The sequence below is a fragment of the Exiguobacterium sp. ERU653 genome (assembly GCF_018617775.1).
GTDB lineage: Bacteria > Bacillota > Bacilli > Exiguobacteriales > Exiguobacteriaceae > Exiguobacterium > Exiguobacterium marinum.
On sequence record NZ_JACSKV010000002.1, the window covers coordinates 192157 to 211933 of the forward strand.

At 47.6% G+C, this 19777-nt stretch carries 12 protein-coding genes; 8 read left to right on the forward strand and 4 right to left on the reverse strand.

The genetic code is table 11. The annotated features are described in order from the left end of the window. Positions 1-131: 131 nt before the first annotated feature. The 7 genes from KNO95_RS10985 (at position 132) to guaC (ending at position 12478) form a co-directional block, all read left to right on the forward strand. Complete coding sequence (locus KNO95_RS10985) at positions 132-3638, forward strand: lamin tail domain-containing protein (protein WP_214703585.1); 3507 nt, start codon at positions 132-134, stop codon at positions 3636-3638. A 102-nt stretch (positions 3639-3740) separates the two neighbouring features. Next, entirely contained in the window at positions 3741-4943 is a 1203-nt protein-coding gene (locus tag KNO95_RS10990; protein WP_214879003.1) for an NAD(P)/FAD-dependent oxidoreductase, read from the forward strand. Positions 4944-4990: 47 nt separating this feature from the next. Next, the gene (locus tag KNO95_RS10995; protein ID WP_214703583.1) at positions 4991-5644 is read left to right on the forward strand and encodes a hypothetical protein; all 654 of its coding nucleotides are present in this window, start codon (positions 4991-4993) and stop codon (positions 5642-5644) included. A gap of 133 nt (positions 5645-5777) precedes the next feature. Further along, on the forward strand, positions 5778-7787 hold the full coding sequence (locus KNO95_RS11000) for a catalase (protein WP_214703582.1): 2010 nt from the start codon (positions 5778-5780) through the stop codon (positions 7785-7787). Between the two features lie 163 nt (positions 7788-7950). Then, on the forward strand, positions 7951-9135 hold the full coding sequence (locus tag KNO95_RS11005) for an MFS transporter (protein WP_214879005.1): 1185 nt from the start codon (positions 7951-7953) through the stop codon (positions 9133-9135). A 112-nt stretch (positions 9136-9247) separates the two neighbouring features. Next, positions 9248-11308 (forward strand): PAS domain S-box protein, encoded by a 2061-nt coding sequence (locus KNO95_RS11010; RefSeq protein ID WP_214879007.1) that lies wholly within the window; start codon positions 9248-9250, stop codon positions 11306-11308. A gap of 186 nt (positions 11309-11494) precedes the next feature. After that, complete coding sequence (guaC, locus tag KNO95_RS11015; protein ID WP_214703579.1) at positions 11495-12478, forward strand: GMP reductase; 984 nt, start codon at positions 11495-11497, stop codon at positions 12476-12478. A 23-nt stretch (positions 12479-12501) separates the two neighbouring features. On the opposite strand, the gene KNO95_RS11020 is transcribed toward guaC, so the two are convergent. The 4 genes from KNO95_RS11020 to KNO95_RS11035 all read right to left on the reverse strand — a co-directional run bounded on the left by KNO95_RS11020 (position 12502) and on the right by KNO95_RS11035 (position 18121). Further along, positions 12502-12933: a GNAT family N-acetyltransferase gene (locus tag KNO95_RS11020; RefSeq protein ID WP_214703578.1), complete on the reverse strand. Its 432-nt coding sequence runs from the start codon at positions 12931-12933 to the stop codon at positions 12502-12504. Beyond that, entirely contained in the window at positions 12930-13787 is an 858-nt protein-coding gene (locus KNO95_RS11025; protein WP_214879009.1) for an MBL fold metallo-hydrolase, read from the reverse strand. The genes KNO95_RS11020 and KNO95_RS11025 overlap by 4 nt, the downstream gene beginning before the upstream one ends. A 31-nt stretch (positions 13788-13818) precedes the next feature. After that, positions 13819-16989, reverse strand: a complete 3171-nt coding sequence (locus tag KNO95_RS11030) for an EAL domain-containing protein (RefSeq protein ID WP_214879011.1) — start codon at positions 16987-16989, stop codon at positions 13819-13821. Positions 16990-17128: 139 nt separating this feature from the next. Next, positions 17129-18121 carry an LLM class flavin-dependent oxidoreductase gene (locus tag KNO95_RS11035; protein ID WP_214703575.1) on the reverse strand — a complete coding sequence of 331 codons (993 nt, stop codon included), beginning with the start codon at positions 18119-18121 and terminating at the stop codon, positions 17129-17131. Positions 18122-18380: 259 nt separating this feature from the next. Here KNO95_RS11035 and KNO95_RS11040 point away from each other — a divergent pair, with 259 nt between their 5' ends. Next, positions 18381-19748 (forward strand): YjiH family protein, encoded by a 1368-nt coding sequence (locus KNO95_RS11040; RefSeq protein ID WP_214703574.1) that lies wholly within the window; start codon positions 18381-18383, stop codon positions 19746-19748. Positions 19749-19777: the final 29 nt, after the last annotated feature.

Sequence of the window (19777 nt, forward strand, 5' to 3'; positions counted from 1 at the left end):
TCGTCACAAGAGAAGTAATGTAAGCGCTATCACGTCGTTTTTTCGAAAAAGGGGGACGAATATTCACCATTAATCAACGACACGAATTGGGGAAATCGGATTAGACCATTACATCTAAGGGAGACTTACACATGGGGAAACCAACACAATCATTTAAGACAGTCACTGGCCTTGCCTTATCAGCAGGACTCATCGTCAGCAGCATGACGCCGATCGCGGCAAACGTACACGCCGAAACGTTGAACGCTTCAGACCTCTTCATTTCAGAATATGTTGAAGGATCAAGTAATAACAAGGCAATCGAGTTATTTAACGGAACGAACGCGACAATTGACCTTTCTGCTTACAAGATTGAATTGTATTCAAACGGAGGCACGACTGCCGGAAACACATTGAATTTAACAGGCACACTCGCACCGGGAGCTACATATGTCATCGTGAACGGCAGTGCATCGGACGCGTTGAAAGAAAAATCGAACACGGTGAGCGCCGTGACGAACTTCAATGGGGATGACACAATCATCTTGAAAAAAGGAGACACTATTCTCGATGTCTTTGGTCAACTCGGTTTCGACCCGGGGACAAAATGGGGAACGATCGTTGCGACTGCCGATCAGTCGCTCATTCGTAAAGATACGGTGACGCGTGGAGACAGTGAAGGCAGCGACACGTTCGACCCGTCTATCGAATGGATATCGACACCACAAGACACGTTCGATAACCTCGGGTTACATACGTTCCAAGGTGTCGAGTACGGAGATGGTGGCACGACTGAACCGCCTGCACCAATCACACCGATTTCAATTGCTGACGCGCGGACAAAAGCAGAAAACGAGACGGTCACGGTAAAAGGAATCGTCACGGCTAAATTAGCAAACACGATCTCCATCCAAGACGCGACGGGAGGTCTGTCTATCCGTCCAACGTCACTTGCGGTCAATGTCGGGGATGAGGTTGTCGTCACAGGGGTCGTCGGTTCATATCGTGAACTACTTCAATTGAACAGTGCCGTCGTCGTCTCCAAACAGGAATCGACGCTTCCTGTTGCACAAGTAGTGACAGGTGAACAAATCAACGAAAACGTCGAATCAGAACTCGTCACCGTCAAAAATGTCACGCTCACAGGTAGCGGTCAGAACTTGACGGCAACAGATGGGACAAAAGAGTTCATCGTTCGTGACGAGCGAAGCATCCTCGACTTGCAGACAGACGTGAACTATTCATCGATTACAGGAATCGTCCAGCAATTTGATAACATGTACCAAATCATCCCTCGTGACCCAGCAGATACAGTCATCGATACGTCTGTTCTTCGCCCTGCCGTCGCAAAACCAGGTGCCGGTACGTTCGTCGGACCACAAGACGTCACGCTCTCGACAACGACAGCAGACGCCGAGATTTTCTATACGCTCGACGGATCTGATCCGAAAGAGAATGGTCTTCGTTACGAAAATCCAATCCGCATCGAAAACTCGATGACATTGAAGACGGTCGTGAAAACGGAAGATGCGTTCAGTGCCATCTCGACATTCTCTTACAAGATTACAGACAAAATTCGCATTCACGACATCCAAGGTGCGAACCATACCGCTCCGATGAACGGACAGACGGTTGAAGGTATCGAAGGGATCGTCACGTCTACTTTCGTCTCAAGCGGAACGACCTACTACTTCATTCAAACTCCTGACACGGAAGCCGATAATGATGCACGCACATCTGAAGGGATTGTCCTTTACGGCGGACGTTCAATTGCTGGTATTCAAGTCGGTGACCTCGTTAAAGTGAACGGAAAAGTGAGCGAGTACGCGATTGAAGGATACAGCGACCGTCAACAGACAGATATGAAGATGACACAAATCGATACGCGTAACGGAAAAGTTGAAGTTCTCGAGAGCGGTGTAACACTTCCTACCCCGATCACGATTGACGCTTCAAATCTCCCAACCGAGTATATCGACAGTGATAATCTCGCCGTCTTCAACCCGGAGAAGGACGCAATCGATTTCTGGGAGAGCCTTGAAGGGATGCGCGTTCAAACGAACAATTTGAAGTCGGTCGGACCGCAGGAGTACGGTGATTTGGTGACTGTTCTCGAAGATACGCCAACGGAGACATACAATGGCGGCGTCTTATTGAAAAAGAACGACGCGAACCCAGAACGCATTCAGTTCCGTCTCGAACCGAACGCTGAAGCACGTGACTTTGATGTCGCGACAGGCGACCGTTTCAACGGACCAATTGTCGGTGTCGTCGGCTATTCATTCGGTAACTATAAGATTCAAGCTTCACTTGAGGATATGAAGGCTACATTCGTCAAAGGGGATGCGCAGCGTGAGAAGACGTTCATCGAGGCAGAGGAAGATCAATTAACGATTGCATCGTATAACTTAGAAAACTTCTCGAACAACATCAAAGAAACATCAGATGAGAAGGCACTCAAATTGGCGAAAGCGTTCGTCAATGAATTGAACAGCCCTGACATCATCGGCGTGACAGAAGTACAAGACAACGACGGACAGGACAAAGGGGCAGGTTCTGCCGCTGATCAAAGTTATCAACGCTTGATTGACAACATTGTTGCTGTCGGCGGGAAGACATACAAGTACGCAAACATCGACCCAGAGAACAACCAGGATGGTGGCGCACCGGATGCCAACATCCGCGTCGGCTTCTTATACGACCCTGAGCGCGTGTCATTGACTGACGGAATTCCTGCCGGTGATGCGACGACGGCAGTCGGATACGCTGACGGGAAATTGACGCACAACCCGGGACGGATCGACCCAACGAACGAAGCGTTCGATCGCTCACGTAAACCGTTGGCGGCTCAATTCGACTTCCAAGGCGAGAACGTCATCGTCATCGCGAACCACTGGAACTCAAAAGGCGGCGATACTGGGTTCTTCGGCTCACAACAGCCGGTCGTACTCGGAAGTGAAGTGCAACGTAAGAAAATTGCACAAGTCGTCCACAACTTCGTGTCGGACGTGAAGACGAAGAACCCAGAAGCAAACGTTGTTGCACTTGGAGACTTCAACGACTTCGAATTCTCGGATGCACTTCAAATCTTCAAAGGTGACTTAATGACGAACATGGTCGAGAAAGTCCCGGCTGTCGACCGTTACTCTTATGTGTATCAAGGGAATTCGCAAGTACTCGACCATATCCTCGTGTCGAACCGCTTAGCGAACTCTACGAAGATCGACATGATTCACGTCAACGCAGACTTCACAGAGATGTCAGGACGTGCGAGTGACCACGATCCAGTCCTTGCACAAATCGACTTCACACCGGAACCAGAAGTGGAATTGACGCGTTATACCGTGGAAAACCATAAAGCTGCACGTCTCGTCCTTCAAGAGGATTATATCGGTGTGACGATCGGAAAAGGTACAAACTTCAAAAATGGGATCTTCGTTCGTGGTATATACACGGAATTGACTGGTGACGCTTTAAAAAACGTCGTCGTTCAAGTGAAACCAAAAGAAGCTGGTGCCACTATCGACTTCAAAGGTGCAACAGTGAAGGAAGTCATCGTTGACGGGAAAAACCTTGCTGAGATTCATGGTGCGAAGAACGTCCAACGCATCACGTATACGAAAGGTGCCTCTCCTTCATCAATCATTATCAAGAAATGACATCTTGAACCGCAGACAAGACACATTGTCTGCGGTTTTTTAGGTTTTGCCTTTTCTGAAGCGGGGATAAAAAGGAAGAAGCTGAATCGTGGAGGAGAAATTATGGAACTGTATAACGGAGAACTGTATTGGCCAACAACTGAATCAGATAACGTCGTATTGCAACAACCTGAAAAAAAGGAACGCTACGACGTGCTCGTCATTGGAGCTGGCATGTCCGGGACATTGACGGCCTATACGCTACAACAGGACGGTGTCGATTTTGCGGTGATTGATGCGTGCAAAGTCGGGACAGGAAGCACATCAGCAAATACCGGGTTAATTCAATATTCAAATGACATCATGTTACATGAACTCGCAGAAAAAATTGGAGAGGCGGCAGCTGTTCGCTTTTATCAATTGTGTCTCGATGCGGTCGAATCGCTCGACCAGGTGGCAAAAGATGTCGGTGCATCCGATATATATATTCGACGGGACAGTCTTTGTTTTGCGAGTGATGAGACCGATGTTGCCAAATTGAAACGTGAGTATGAAATGCTGTCAAAGTACGGTTTTGACGTGGAATGGTTGGATCGTGAGACATTACGCGAACGCTTCCCATTCGAAAAACCGGCGGCCCTCATCACCAAAGGCGATGCCGAGGTCAATCCGCTCACGCTAAGCCGTCAAATCATTCGCCATTTATCAAAACAACACGTCCCAATTTTTGAAGAAACGTCGGTGGATGAGGTCGTGTCCGACGGTGACGGATGGGTCGTTTTCACCTCAAACGGGACATTCAAAGCGAATAAAGTTATTTTTGCGACGGGTTATGGGCCAGCCCCCCTACTCGACTCCCATCGAATCGATTTAAATCGGTCATACGCCATCGCCACGAATCCGATCGCTGAGTTCAGTGATTGGGAAGGACGTGCCCTCATTTGGGAAACGAAACGCCCGTATCTCTATTTACGTACGACTCCCGATGGTCGGATTATCGCTGGCGGTCTCGATGAAGACAAAGCGGAGACACCTCACGACGAGACGCTCATGAATGATCGGGCAGAACGGGTGAAAGAAAAAATAGCCGAGCTCTTCCCGATGTATGACCTTGAAATCGATTATGCCTGGGTCGCCTTGTTCGGAGAATCAGTGGACCAACTCCCGTTCATCGGAGAGCACCCGAATCAACCGAACTTGTTTTACTTACTTGGATATGGGGGAAATGGGACGGTGTACAGCATGCTCGGCTCTCGTATTTTAAGTGCCCTCGTTCGCGGTCAGTCGCATCCCGATGCGGACCTCGTTCGTCTAGATCGAACATAATCCCCGACATCTCGGGGATTGTTACATATTGAAGGAGTGTTTTTTGGTTGAAGAAAAAAAGAAAAGCAAATTGGGTATATCAACTCCGGCGTCTCGCCGTGTTTCTCGTCCCGCTCGGCTTGGCCGTCTGGTTCTGGCCGCAGGAGTCGACACCCACCACACAATTGAAGTCTGAACAAGCCTCTATTTCCGAGGAAATATACACGATTGAAGAACGTACACCCATTGAAGAAGACGGCGTCACTCGATATGAATATGATGTCGTGGTACATGGGGAACGGAGTACGGATGAGCTTCAATCAATCAGTCATGACGTCATCGATGACGTACAACAGTCTGATCAGTTTCAGGCCGCCTTGCTACGATTTTATGATGATGCCGCGTATATCGGGACGGAACCCCCACTCGGTGAAGCCGTATTCGCTCCGGAAGGTGATTACGCGCTTGCCGATTGGGTGAAACCCGGTCAAATAGACGACATGATATTCGGCTGGCAACTTCGGGAAAAAGAATGGACGACCAAATTGACCGACAAAGAGATACAGATTTGGAGGTCATGGCAAGACCAGTATACGGAGCAGAATCCTGATGACCCCGATGCGAAAGCGAAAGTGACGCGTGTCATTGCCACGGAATACGAACTCGACCCTAAAGTGGTGCAACAAATCGTATTGAAACAACATGTATGGGCCGCATTATGAATAACCTTAACTTTGTGTGAAATCTCTCTTTTTTTGAAAAAGAGGGATTTTTTTATTTTAGGTTAGGGAACACCGATATAGTAGGTCAAATCGTGACTTACGACGGTCAGTCATACTTAAGGGAGGCAATCACATGGGGAACAAGAAAGAAGAGCAGTTAAAACAACATACGATTGATAACGAACAACAAGCTGGCTTGACGACAAACCAAGGTCTGAAGATGGCGGAAGACGAATTCTCGCTGAAAGCAGGACGTCGTGGTCCGACGTTAATCGAGGACTTCCATTTCCGTGAGAAGATGACTCACTTCGACCATGAGCGGATTCCGGAGCGCATCGTTCATGCGCGTGGAGTCGGAGCACACGGGGAGTTCCAGGTGTATGAACCGCTTGCCGAGTTCACCAAAGCGGATTTCTTGAATGACCCTTCGAAGACAACACCCGTATTCGTCCGTTTCTCAACGGTTCAGGGGTCACGCGGTTCCGGTGACACCGTTCGGGACGTCCGTGGATTTGCGACGAAGTTCTACACAGACGAAGGGAATTATGATTTAGTCGGGAATAACATCCCGGTCTTCTTTATCCAAGATGCAATCAAGTTCCCGGACCTCGTCCACGCCGTGAAACCTGAACCACATACAGAAGTGCCGCAAGGGGGAAGCGCGCACGATACGTTCTGGGATTTCGTCGGACAAAATCACGAGACCGCTCATATGGTCATGTGGGCGATGAGTGATCGGGGGATTCCGCGTAGTCTACGCATGATGGAAGGGTTCGGGGTGCATACGTTCCGTCTCGTAAATGCTGAAGGAAAAGCGCACTTCGTTAAGTTTCATTGGAAGCCAAAGCTCGGGGTGCATTCACAAGTATGGGACGAAGCCCAAAAAGCAGCCGGGAAAAATGCTGATTTCCACCGTGTCGACCTGTATGAAGCAATCAATAAAGGCGACTATCCAGAATGGGAGCTCGGACTTCAACTCATCCCTGAAGAAGACGAGTTCAAGTACGACTTCGACATTTTAGACCCGACCAAACTGTGGCCGGAAGAAGAAATCCCGGTCAAACTCGTCGGGAAGATGACCTTGAACCGAAACGTCGACAACTTCTTCGCGGAAACTGAGCAAGTCGCGTTCCACCCGGGTCATCTCGTTCCAGGAATCGACTTCTCGAACGATCCGCTCTTGCAAGGTCGTCTGTTCTCGTATACGGACACGCAGCTTTCGCGTCTCGGTGGACCAAACTTCCACCAGATTCCAATCAATAAACCAGTTTGTCCGTTCCACAACAATCAGCGGGACGGGATGCATCAAATGGCCGTCCATAAAGGGCAGACGAGCTATCACAAAAATGCGCTCAACAACAACCAGCCGGAACCCGTACCGGCCGACCAAGGTGGTTTCGAGCATTATCAAGAAAAGGTGGACGGGCATAAGATTCGCGGCCGTAGCGACAGCTTCCTTGATTTCTATTCACAGGCGAAGCTCTTCTACAACAGCATGACCGATGTCGAGAAGCAACATATTCAAGACGCCTGTAGTTTTGAACTCGGAAAATGTGAGTCCGACATGGTGAAAGAAAACGCCGTCGATTTATTGAATCGGATCGATCGTCACCTCGCCGAAGTCGTCGCGGACAATTTAGGGGTACAAGTGCCAGAAGAGAATAATGAGGTCCAGTCAGATAAGAGCTCCCCTGCCCTCTCGATGGCCAACACGATTAAAAAACCGGACACGAAGAGTGTCGCCCTCCTCCTCGCCGGTGACGTGGACGCGAATCAGGTGAAACAATGGGTGCAGACGCTCGCCGACCACAATGTCAACTATAGCCTCGTCGGAAAAAAAGCGCATATGCTCGGTGATTTGAAAGTAAAAGAGACGTATGACACAGTCGACGCGAGTCTCTTCGATGCCGCTTTCTTAGTGAGCGCCGCAACCTCGGTCGAAGATGATGTCCTCGAGTTTATCGAGAACACGTATAAGCACTATAAGCCGCTCGCCTTGCACGTGCATCACAAAGAGGCACTCGCCACATGTCGCGTGAAGACAGACCAGCCTGGCGTCTTCACGTTTGACGAGCACAACCTCGATGGATTCGATGCGTTCATCGATGGGATTGCGACAGCCCGTTTCTGGGACCGTGCCTAACGACGTTACTTTACTCGACTCGATTCCCGAGTCGAGTTTTTTTCATGTCTGTCATTCAGTGCATGTAGTGCATCATCTCAGACAATCCTAATTTGATTTGGTATACTCTTTTAGTTATGTTTATTAACTATTCGACTTTGAAGAAAAGGAGGCGTCGTGTTCGATGCATCAACCTATTCAAAAACTGTGGACGCGAGACTTCTTGATCATCTCGCTCATCAACTTCTTCCTGACGCTTATCTTTTTCTTATTGATGGTCACAATCGGAGTGCATGCCGTCGAGTCGTACGGAGCGACGACGAGTCAAGCAGGACTCGTCACCGGTATCTTCATCATCGGGACGCTGACCGGACGATTATTCATCGGTCGACTCATTGATTCGATTGGTCGGAAGAAGACGCTTTATATCGGGCTCGTCTTTTTCACCACCACGATTTTATTGTACTTCGTCCATTGGGGCATCGGCTTCTTATTGCTCACCCGGTTCGTTCACGGTCTCGGGATGGGATTATCGAGTACGGCAACCGGGACCATCGTAGCGCAAATCATCCCTGCGACCCGGAAAGGTGAAGGCATCGGCTATTACAGCATGAGCTCCACTCTGGCGACAGCCATCGGGCCGTTCGTCGGATTGCTCCTTAGCCAATATACGAGCTTTACCGTCATATTCGCTCTTTGTTTCGTGATTGGAGTCATCAGTTTAGCGAGTACGTTCTTCGTCAACGTACCTGAAGTCGATGCTCCTGAAGTCGTTCGTGGCTTCTCATTGAAATCATTCGTCGAACCGAGGGCGTTACCGATTGCCCTCATCATCGGCATGGCCGCACTAAGCTACTCGAGTGTCTTGTCCTATATCAACTTTTATGCAAGTGAACTCGACTTGATTGAGGCGGCAAGTATCTTCTTCCTTGTCTATTCGGTTGCAGTACTCTTATCACGTCCAATCACTGGGAAATTGATGGATGCGCGCGGAGCAAACGTCGTCATGTATCCGGCAATCGCCATCTTTGCCGTCGGGCTTCTTGTGCTCAGTCAAGCAAGCAGTGGCTGGATTCTTCTACTCGCAGGTGCTTTGATTGGACTAGGTTTCGGAAATATCCAATCTGGTACACAAGCGATTGCCGTTAAGGCTTCACCACCCCACCGGATGGGGATGGCGACATCCACGTTCTTTATTGCGCTCGATGCAGGTCTCGGGTTTGGACCTTATTTCATCGGACTACTCATTCCGTTGACCGGTTTCTCGACGTTATACCTGATTCTCTCTGGCGTCGTTCTCTTTACCATTTTCTTGTATTACGTTATGAATGGACGGAACGAACAAAAACAACTGAACGAAGCTGCCTGACAGGATGTATATGCATCCTGTCTTTTTTTGAAAGTTCACACATTTCTGTGGTGGATACGTTAAAATAAAAATGACGTGTAAAAAATAGAATGAACGAAATGAGGGAGACGAGATGAAAGCTGACCATACACTTCAATCCAACGCATCGATTTTACTACGGACGTTCGATAAAATTTCAGACTATGTATTCTTTATGGAAGTTGATGGTTCAGCTTATCGATACGTCTTCGTGAACGAACCCGGAAAACGTGCAATCAACTGGTCGGATGAGGATATCGGGAAGAAGATTGATGAACTCGTTCCGACTGAGACGGCCGCTCTCATCTCACAGTATTACGATGAAGCAATCCGAACAAAAAAGAGTGTCGTCTATGAAGACTATCTTCTTGCTGACTCATTTTATACGGATACCGTAGAGGCGAATGATGTGTTGACGCTTCCACTTCATTACTTCGAGTCAGAAGTAACTCCGATTTTTGATGATGAGGGAATCTGCACACATATCGTCTCCGTCGTTCGTGAAGTGACAGAACGAAAACGTCGTGAGCTCGAACTCTCAATCCTGAAAGATCATCATGAGTCGCTGCGACGGTATTCTCCCCACGGCATCTTTGTGCTCGATCATCATCTAAACATTAAATCAGTCAATCCGGCCGTCACGGCCATCACGGGTTATGCGGAACAGGACATGCTTCACCATCCGTTCTTGCATTGGCTTCCCGAGAGTGAACGGTCTCGTGTACGGAAAGGATTACAATTCACGCTTTCTGGGATTCCACACAAATATTCCGTTTATGCTGAACATCAATCCGGTGAACGACTCGACTTGTCAGTCCTCAACATTCCAATCGAGGTCGGTGGTAACATTACCGGCCTATTTGCAATCATCATCGACTTGACGCCCGAGAAGAACGCCGAACGTGCTACGGTCGAAAGTGAACGCCGCTATCGTCAACTGATCGAGACGATTCCAGAAGGCATCATCGTCCATCAAGACGGGAAAATTATATACGCGAACGCGATGGCGCTCGCCACAATTGGTGAAACTTACCTCGAGAGTGAATCGATTTTTTCATTCATCGCAGAAGAGCATCATCTATCCACCCGTAAACGACTCGCATCCCTTGAACTTGGAGGCCCTGTGAAGGATACGGAAATGGCCATCGTGACGCCGAGTGGAGACAAGCTCCAGATGGATATCAGTAGTCTCCTCATCGACTACGAGGGCGAAACGGCCGTCCTAACGATTTTACGTGATGTCACAGAAAAACGTGAAATGGAACAAGCCTTGAGACAAAGCGAGTTACAATATCGATTGATCACAGAAAACATGAGTGATCTCGTTTGTATGTTAGAACGGGACGGTACCGTTCGTTATGCATCCCCTTCCCACCGTACCGTGCTCGGCTTTGCGGCCGGGTATTACGAAGGGAAGAATACGCTCGACTATATCCATCCTGACGACATCCATATCGTCAGGGAGCAATTGAAAGAAAGGCAGCAACAGGACATCTCGTTGACACTTGAGTTCCGTCATTTTCACGCCGATCAGCGCTGGATATGGCTCGAAACGAAAATACAGGCCATCTATGATGAATCTGGACGTCTCCTTCACTACTTGACGGTCAGCCGTGAAATCATGCAGCGAAAAGCACTCGAGAAACAATTGAAACATTTGGCGTATCACGACACGTTGACGGATTTGCCGAACCGCCGCTTCTTCCTCGCCTATCTCGAAGAAGAGATTGATCGAACCGAGTTCGAACAGGGCGAATTGGCCGTCCTCGCACTTGACGTTGACCGCTTCAAACAAATAAACGATACGTTCGGTCATGATGTGGGTGATGAGCTCTTGCGCCAACTCGCACGTCGATTGACATCCGTGCTTCGAAAACAAGATATGATCGCTAGACTCGGAGGTGATGAATTCGCCGTGCTCATTCGCTTCAACGACCTCTGTTCTCTACATCGTGTCGCAGAGAAAGTCATCCAGGCATTGCAACGTCCATGGGAAATTGACCATCATACATTCATCACGACTTCAAGTGTCGGGGGCGCTCGTTATGTGAAAGGCTTGTCGACCAAACAGTTATTAAAACGCGCCGACCTTGCTCTCTACGAAGCGAAAGCTGGCGGACGAAACCAATATGTACTCGCAAAGGACCACGAATGAGTGGTCCTTTTTTCACGTGAAACATCAAAAACCGAACGATTAAATGTATTTTATCGAATTATATTCATATTTAAGTTAATTTATTTAGATATCCTTTGACTTTGTGTTCTATTCACGTTATATTACCGAATGGGCGAAGTTTTTTGTTATTTAAGACGTTAATGTTCGTGAATAGGGGTGTGACATATGGATAAAGTATTTGATTACGAAGATATTCAATTGATTCCTGCAAAATGTATTGTCGACAGTCGTTCAGAATGTAACTCGACCGTCGAGCTTGGTGGCTTTACTTTCCGTTTACCGGTCGTTCCGGCTAACATGCAGACGATTATCGATGAAAAAGTAGCACTGATGCTGGCCAAGAACGGTTACTTTTACATTATGCATCGCTTCAATCCAGAGACGCGTCTTGCGTTTATCCAAGATATGCATGAGCGTGGATTGTATGCATCCATCAGTGTCGGGGTGAAGAAAGAAGAGTATGCCTTTATCGAGATGCTTAAATCGACCGGTCATACGCCAGAATTCATTACGATCGATATCGCACACGGACACTCAAATGCGGTCATTCGAATGATTCAACACATCAAACACCATCTTCCCGGCTCATTCGTCATCGCCGGGAACGTCGGGACGCCAGAGGCTGTTCGCGAATTAGAACACGCCGGAGCGGATGCGACGAAGGTCGGAATCGGACCCGGTAAAGTATGTATCACGAAAATCAAGACTGGGTTTGGTACAGGGGGTTGGCAATTGGCTGCACTGCGATGGTGTGCCAAGGCGGCGACAAAACCGATTATCGCGGATGGAGGGATCCGGACACATGGTGACATCGCCAAATCGATTCGCTTCGGGGCTTCGATGGTCATGATTGGCTCGTTATTTGCCGGACACGATGAATCACCGGGGGAAACGTTCGAGCAAGACGGGAAACAATTGAAAGAGTATTTCGGTTCGGCTTCCGAGTTTCAAAAAGGTGAGCGGAAAAACGTCGAGGGGAAAAAGATGTTTGTCGAACACAAAGGGGCACTACAAGATACATTGACCGAGATGGAGCAAGACCTCCAATCGGCGATTTCTTACGCGGGTGGTGACAGTCTCGAGGCATTGCGCACAGTAGACTATGTCATGGTGAAAAACTCAATCTTCAATGGGGATAAAGTATATTAATAAAGGCGACCTCGTGTCGCCTTTTATAGTTCTTTCATCATCATGTAGTAGTCCGATCCAGGTGGATAGTCCGGTAGCACACCCGCGACCGTATAACCGAATCGTTCATAAAACGTTTTTGCTTGAAACGAGAACGTCGTCAACTTCACACGCGTCGCACCGAGCGACTTCGCTAACGCCTCCCCTTCTACAAGTATTTGACTACCGATGCCTTGACCATGAAAGTCTGCATCGACCCACAGGCGATCCAAATCGAACCATCCCCAATACACACTCCCATACAATCCGGCGATCACCTGTCCTTCTTGTTCGATTTTTAACTGAATGAGCGGCACGTTCGCTTCGCGGATATCACGATGATGAATCGAATGAACGTTGTTATACTCACGCAATTGAGTGGTCAAAAACTGTTGGAACGTCTCGTCCTCCTCGTGAATTCTTGTGATATGTGTCATCTTCCCATCGTCCCGTTCACAAAAAACGTAATCAATTCTTTCTCTTCTTCGTTGATTTCACGATTGACGAGTGAAGCGTATGACCGAGTGATTCCATCGATATTTCCTGGGAAATCATTTGATATGGTGGCGATTCGTCTTAATGCGAGGCAATCTTCTGCGAACGCTTCACGACTCACCATCTCACCATGTGACCAAACGATTTGTTGGGCATCGAATGTCTCCAACACATCCAACAATCGAAGTGTCTCTTCCGGTGTCATCCGCCATGTCGGAGCGTATAGATTTGCGTATAACGCGTCTCCCAAAAATAAGATTTTCTCTTCTACAAAATATAGAATGACAGCGTCTTTTGCATGGTCTCCCCCGACATGTTTCAACACAACGTGAACCCCACCGAGGTCGAGCGTCAGCGATTCTTGAAACGTCAGCGTCGGCAACACGATTTCGATGTCGCGGGCGTCCCCATATTCTTCTCGGATCGCCTCCGCACAAAATGCGATTTCAATCCCTTGCGCCACCCGTTCATCAAGAGACGCATCGTCCCAATCGTACGGGACGAGCTTCTCCATACCTTGTTTTGTCGCCTCACTTGCAATCGATACCACCCCTTCTAGGACCGGTAAACCAAAGATGTGGTCCCAATGCCAATGTGTCAATGCGACCATCGAAGGCGCACGGAGGACTTGTTTTTCTAGCTGTTCTAAAAAGAATGACGCGTGCGACACAGAATTACCAGCGTCAATGAGCAGCGTATGCGTATCGCCGACAACGGCACCGAGAATCGGTCGGTCTGTACGGTCGACAGGTGTCATGTACCAAAAACGTTCCGAGTGCTTGATCAAAGTTTGCATGAACAAATAAACTCCTCTTCTACTAAATCAGTTAAAGTTCCTCACCATCTGAATATACATCGTACCGGAACCATTGATTGCCTCCATTGTTTTTTGCAATGTGCATGGCCAAATCGACTTGATGAAGAATAGCGTCGATCGTGTCATTACTTTGCACCATAGTGACCCCGACACTCGCCGTAAGATGAATCACTTCTCCATTCGACGCAGTTATTCCCCGGGAAATGACTTTATTTATATCTTTTAACCTGCGGGGAGAGCCATCCTGAATCACAATGAATGCATTATCAGAAAATCGATACACCTGACCACCAACACGCTGTACAAACTCATTTAATCGTTGAGCCATCTCAATTAACATTTCATCCCCAATCAAATGACCGAATTGATCATTGATTCGTTTAAAATCGTCTAAATCAATTAATAGTAATGTGATTGGTTGCGAGCGTTGCAATTGCTTGTATAAATCAGTCGTGAGGGTGTGACGGTTACATAGTTTCGTCAATTGATCCTGTTTCGCGATATGAACCATCTCGCGTTGTTTCCGTTCTTTTCGAATCCCGCTCTCCATCCACCTCGCGAGCAATCGTATCGTGTCGGTCAATTCCTGAAGGGTATTCTCGTCGAGTTGATCATTTAAATTCCCTTGCTCCGCCAATAAAACAATCCAGCCAAACACTTGATGATTATGTGTCAGAGGAAAACTGATGAGCGTGGTGAATTCAATGCCGTCTACAATAAGTTCGCCTTCTTGTAGCGTTTGTGAACCGACTGTCGTCAGTTGATGGAGGGATTGAAGTTCTTCTTCTCCCCACGTCAAACGGGATACCCCATTCTCTACCAAGAGTCGGTTGAAAGTCTCAATCGAGAAGATGACCGCGTGTGAATAACCGACCCATTCCAATAGAATTTCTTGAACCCGCTCCAATTGGTCTTGAAATGGCAGGCGTAATGCCGTCGCTTCATACAATGCTTCTACAACTTGCTGACGATTGATTTGTCGCCTTAAAACTTCTGTATGCTCAATTTCTGTCATGACCCAATGCGCAAACGATTCAAGTGTTTGTAGATTTGCTTCCGTGAACGTTCTCGCCTGCTCGTCGACTACACAAAGCGTACCGATGACATGACCTTGTTTTGTACGAAGTGGTACACCTGCATAAAACCCAATACGCTCGAGCCAAGGACTATCGCTCTCAATCGCTTCTGACACGACATCTTCAATGACGACCGGACGCTCGGATGTGATAACCCGATTGCATAACGTCCATTCCCGTTTAAGATGCGCAGATTCGAGTTCAATCCCGACACATGATTTGAGCCACTGTTGATCCGTCGTCATGATGGAGATGAAGGCGACCGGCATCTGTAAAGTTTGTGCGGCCAAACGTGAGATTCGGTCATAACGTTCCTCTTGAGGTGTATTTAAAATCTCCAATCTCAGAATCGCTTTTAAGCGTTTTATTTCACGGTCGTCTAGAGAAGGTTGAAGTAACTGTGACGGCTGTTCGATTTTCGACAACATCGCTTGATGGGAATATAAGATATCGAGCGCTTCATCCAAGTCTCCGAGCGGCATCGGGCGACTAAAGAAATAACCTTGAATCTCATCACAGCCGAGTTGACGTAAAATACGATATTGTTCTTCCGTCTCGACCCCTTCTGCCGTCACCTCTAGGTCTAATTTTTTTGCCAGCGACACAATCAGTTTGACGATTTCATATTCTTTTAGTCCACTCTCTTGATCGAGTTGAGCAACGAACGATCGATCAATCTTGATTCCATCAATTTCGAATAGCTTCAAATAATTTAAAGAGGAGTAACTGACTCCGAAATCATCAATCATCAGTCGAAAGCCTTGCTGTTTTAACGATTCGACTATTTTGATCGTAGCGACTGGTTCATGCATTAACGTGTGCTCTGTCACTTCAAACTCAAACTGTTCAGGTTGAAGACCGTACGATGAAATGATGGAAACGAGTTCATTCATATGGTTCTCATGAAACAAGTTCGGCGACACGTTCACGGCCACACGGCGCCCTTCAAATTGCTCGGGATGTGTTGACACCTCTTGGCACACCCGATTCAGTACAAACTGTGTCACGTCCTCAATCAGTAGCGACTGCTCCGCAACCCGTATGAACATTTCAGGAGAAACAATACCGAGCACCGGACTTTCCCAACGAATGAGCGCCTCAAAATGAATTGCTCCATCCATCGATACTTTCGGCTGATACACCATGTACAGTTCGTCTTGTTTGAGTGCTTTCACGAGTTCCGTCTCAATCATGATTTCATCGATATAGCGTTGTACGTACTCATCGTGCTCATATAAACGAATCGTCTGACTCCCGGTCTGCCGCGCCTCGAGTAAAGCAGTCGAAGCGTTCATAATGATACGGTCGGCGTCTGTCGTCCCCGCTCCGATTCCGATACAACTCGATAATGGGAATTCTGCCTCCGCAACTTGGTAGGAATGACTCGCAATCACATCAAGCAAATGTTCAGCATACATATAAGCGATTTTAATCGGCACATATGGCAGAACCGCGATGAAGTCCTCGCTGTCCACCCGACCGATGATGGACCCTTTTGGAAGTGTGTTCGCCAATTGACGTGTGATATTTTTAATCAACTGATTCGATCGTTCTACCCCTTGAAGTGACATCATCATCTTGAAACGATTGATGTGCAGACGTATGACGCTCGTTTCTTCTGAACTCTGTTGCTCGAACAATTGATCGAGCTCCAATTTCACTTTCATCAAATTCGGCATTCCCGTCAAATAGTCCATGTGCTCGATACTTCGAAGTAGTTTAATTTCCGCCTCTTCCGATAAATCGGTCGTCAAGCTAAGTATATAACGAACCGTCTCCGCCTCATCCTCGATTGGTACAAGCATAGACGACGCAAATCGGGCCGTATTGGATTCGATATTCATCTTCGACATGAAATAGACCGGGTCGCCTGTCTCAACGACCGAATCATAATGCTCAATCAGCTCATTGGCCACCTCTGATTGATACATTTCATGTAAATAATGCCCTTCCACATCATCCGGGAGTGAAGAAGCAAGTTTTGCCTGATTGCTCACGTGAACGTAACGATAGCCCTCATCTGACACTTCCATTAGAAATACCATTCGATACAAACGTGTGAACAACTCGAACAGATAATGTGGGTCCCCTTTCATCCGTTGCATCGTATCCCTCCACCCGTTCCTTTTTCTTATAGTGTAGTTGGTTTCGTGCTAAGTATGGAGAAAACCTTTGAAAAAATGGGAAAACGTTTTTCGTCCGTACAAAAAACACCTTCCCTGTCTTGAGAAGGTGTCTGTCGGATTAAAGTAATTCGTTTGCCAATAGGCGATAGACGTTTAATCGGTCCTCTTGCTTATGCTGAATACTACAGATCATCGCTTCATCGAAGCCGTAACGTTCCGACTCATCACGCAACTGTTCCGCGATTTGTTTCGGCGTCCCCACGAGGTGAATCGCCCGGTTGTTGGCGATATGAATTTTATCGACTTCCGTGAGCGGATAGTCATGGGCCGCCTCTGGACTCAATAGCTGTCGCAACTGCCCTCGCATCAAGAAGAGACGCGACAAATCAGAAGGTCGAGCCAAATACTCAGCCTCTTCTTCCGTTTCCGCCGTCGTCACCAAATACGTGACACTGATATCCGGTTTTTCCATAAAGTCAGACGGTGTGAAGTGATGACGATACGTATCGAGCGTCTCGGCGCTCAATTGGCCATTGAAAAATTGAGCGAACGAATAGCCAAGCCCCATCCGTCCAGCTTGAATGGCACTGTTCCCACTCGAACCGAGTAACCATGCCTCTGGAAGGGTGATGCCTGTCGGCGCAGCCGGCGTATTCTTATACCAACGTTCTTCAGGTGCCTCGTCTTTAATCAATTGAAGCGTCGTATCTAATTTTTCATAAAGCCCATCCATCATCGGCTTTTGTCCCTGTGACATCGCATAGATCGCGTTCGAGTCACCTCCAGGTGCACGTCCGACACCAAAGTCGATTCGCTCAGGCGCAAGTGCACTGAGCGTCTTGAACACCTCCGCCATCTTGAGTGGCGAATAGTGCATCATCATGATGCCACCTGAACCGAGACGAATCTTTTTTGTTTTGGCTGCCAGATAGGCTGTGATGACCTCAGGAGCCGAACTAGCGAACGACATGCCTCCATGGTGCTCCGCCATCCACATGCGGTAATATCCTAACTCTTCTGCGACTTGTGCAAGCTCGACCGCACTTTTCAGCGCATGTTCTCCCGTATGACCCGACGTGACCGGCGCCTGATCTAACACACTCAATCTCATCATGCATTCTCCTATCTCTATAATGAAGTTTCTAAATATCTTGAATTTGTTGGACTCGCCGTCATCATACTAAATGGCTCTATAGAATACGAATGTTTTGCCTAGTCAACATCCAATATTTTTAGAAAATTCACGCATTTGGTTGATAGTACCTAGTCATATTTTTTATACTGATAAAGAAAGAGGTTTTAATCGTGGCTGGATGTGTAATGGGGATAGATAGACAGCAAAAACATTTCGGGGAAATGAGGAATGCATCATGAATGGTTCATCAACACCAGACGGAAAGAAATTTTCGAGTCGAGACTTTTTTAAGTTTTTGATTCCATCGCTCATCGGCATTATGTTTTTTATCGTACCAATCTCATCTGAGGAAGGTTTCACGATTCCAATCGCCTTCTTATCCAATCTATTGATTGATTGGATTGGCGCCATCGTACCGGCACTCGCCGTCATCATGATGGGAATTTCAATCCTTGGCTCGTTGTTATTATTTACGGCACGTCCTGCCTTTATAGTGGAACGACCATCAATCAACGCACTGTTTAGCGTGACACCGTTTTGGTTCGTCATGCGCATCATCGGTTTCATCGCCGGTGTCATGACGCTACTCGCGGTCGGACCAGAGATGATTACGTCGGAATTTACGGGTGGCTTGCTACTCTTTGATTTGATTCCAATCTTGTTTGCGACATTCTTTTTTGCGGGTATGTTGTTACCGCTCCTATTGAACTTCGGACTTCTCGAGTTCGTCGGCACATTCCTGATGAAAATCATGCGTCCGTTGTTCCGTCTGCCAGGACGCGCTTCCCTCGACTCGCTCGCGTCATGGGTCGGAGATGCAACGATTGGAATTCTACTTACGACAAAACAGTATGAAGAAGGTTATTATACGAAACGAGAGGCATCCATTATTGCAACGACATTCTCTGTCGTCTCCATCACTTTCACAATCGTCGTCCTGCAGTATATGAGACTCGATCAATACTTCCTGCCGTACTACGGTGCCATCATTTTATCAGGTCTAATCGCAGCCCTCATCATGCCGCGAATTTATCCGTTATCTAAAAAAGCGGATACTGCTTATGAGGAAATCGAGCTTCAACCGGAAGAAGATGTTCCGGCGAACATGTCGCTCGGTAAATGGGCGCTGACCCAAGCTTTGAAGAAGTCACAATCAAGTAAGAGTTTCTTGGAAACATTAAAAGATGGTTTTAAAAACGTACTCGATATGTGGATTGGTGTCCTTCCGGTCGTCATGGCTGTCGGGACAATCGCTGTCGTCATCGCCGAATATACACCGTTCTTCACAATCATCGGAAAGCCGTTCGAGCCGATTTTAATGTTCCTACAAGTGCCGGAAGCGGCAGCGGCCGCACAGACGATGGTCGTCGGTTTTGCGGACATGTTCTTGCCGGCCGTACTCGGAAGTGAAATCGAGAGTGAAATGACGCGTTTCGTCATCGCCACGTTGTCCGTCACCCAGCTCATCTATATGTCTGAAGTCGGGGGCTTGTTGCTTGGTTCGAAACTCCCAATCTCGTTCTTCGATCTCGTGTTGATTTTCTTGTTACGTACATTCATCACACTTCCAATCATCGTCGGAATTGCACATCTTGTGTTTTAACGAAAACGACGCCCTTTCTCTTTTATGAG

What these genes read in the sequence shown, in the direction of transcription:
- KNO95_RS11035 (WP_214703575.1), bottom strand. Translation starts at nt 18,121, where the DNA reads ATGAGATTGAGTGTGTTAGATCAGGCGCCGGTCACGTCGGGTCATACG.
- KNO95_RS11030 (WP_214879011.1), bottom strand. Translation starts at nt 16,989, where the DNA reads ATGCAACGGATGAAAGGGGACCCACATTATCTGTTCGAGTTGTTCACA.
- KNO95_RS11005 (WP_214879005.1), top strand. Translation starts at nt 7,951, where the DNA reads ATGCATCAACCTATTCAAAAACTGTGGACGCGAGACTTCTTGATCATC.
- KNO95_RS11010 (WP_214879007.1), top strand. Translation starts at nt 9,248, where the DNA reads ATGAAAGCTGACCATACACTTCAATCCAACGCATCGATTTTACTACGG.
- KNO95_RS11020 (WP_214703578.1), bottom strand. Translation starts at nt 12,933, where the DNA reads ATGACACATATCACAAGAATTCACGAGGAGGACGAGACGTTCCAACAG.
- KNO95_RS10990 (WP_214879003.1), top strand. Translation starts at nt 3,741, where the DNA reads ATGGAACTGTATAACGGAGAACTGTATTGGCCAACAACTGAATCAGAT.
- guaC (WP_214703579.1), top strand. Translation starts at nt 11,495, where the DNA reads ATGGATAAAGTATTTGATTACGAAGATATTCAATTGATTCCTGCAAAA.
- KNO95_RS10985 (WP_214703585.1), top strand. Translation starts at nt 132, where the DNA reads ATGGGGAAACCAACACAATCATTTAAGACAGTCACTGGCCTTGCCTTA.
- KNO95_RS11025 (WP_214879009.1), bottom strand. Translation starts at nt 13,787, where the DNA reads ATGCAAACTTTGATCAAGCACTCGGAACGTTTTTGGTACATGACACCT.
- KNO95_RS11040 (WP_214703574.1), top strand. Translation starts at nt 18,381, where the DNA reads ATGAATGGTTCATCAACACCAGACGGAAAGAAATTTTCGAGTCGAGAC.
- KNO95_RS11000 (WP_214703582.1), top strand. Translation starts at nt 5,778, where the DNA reads ATGGGGAACAAGAAAGAAGAGCAGTTAAAACAACATACGATTGATAAC.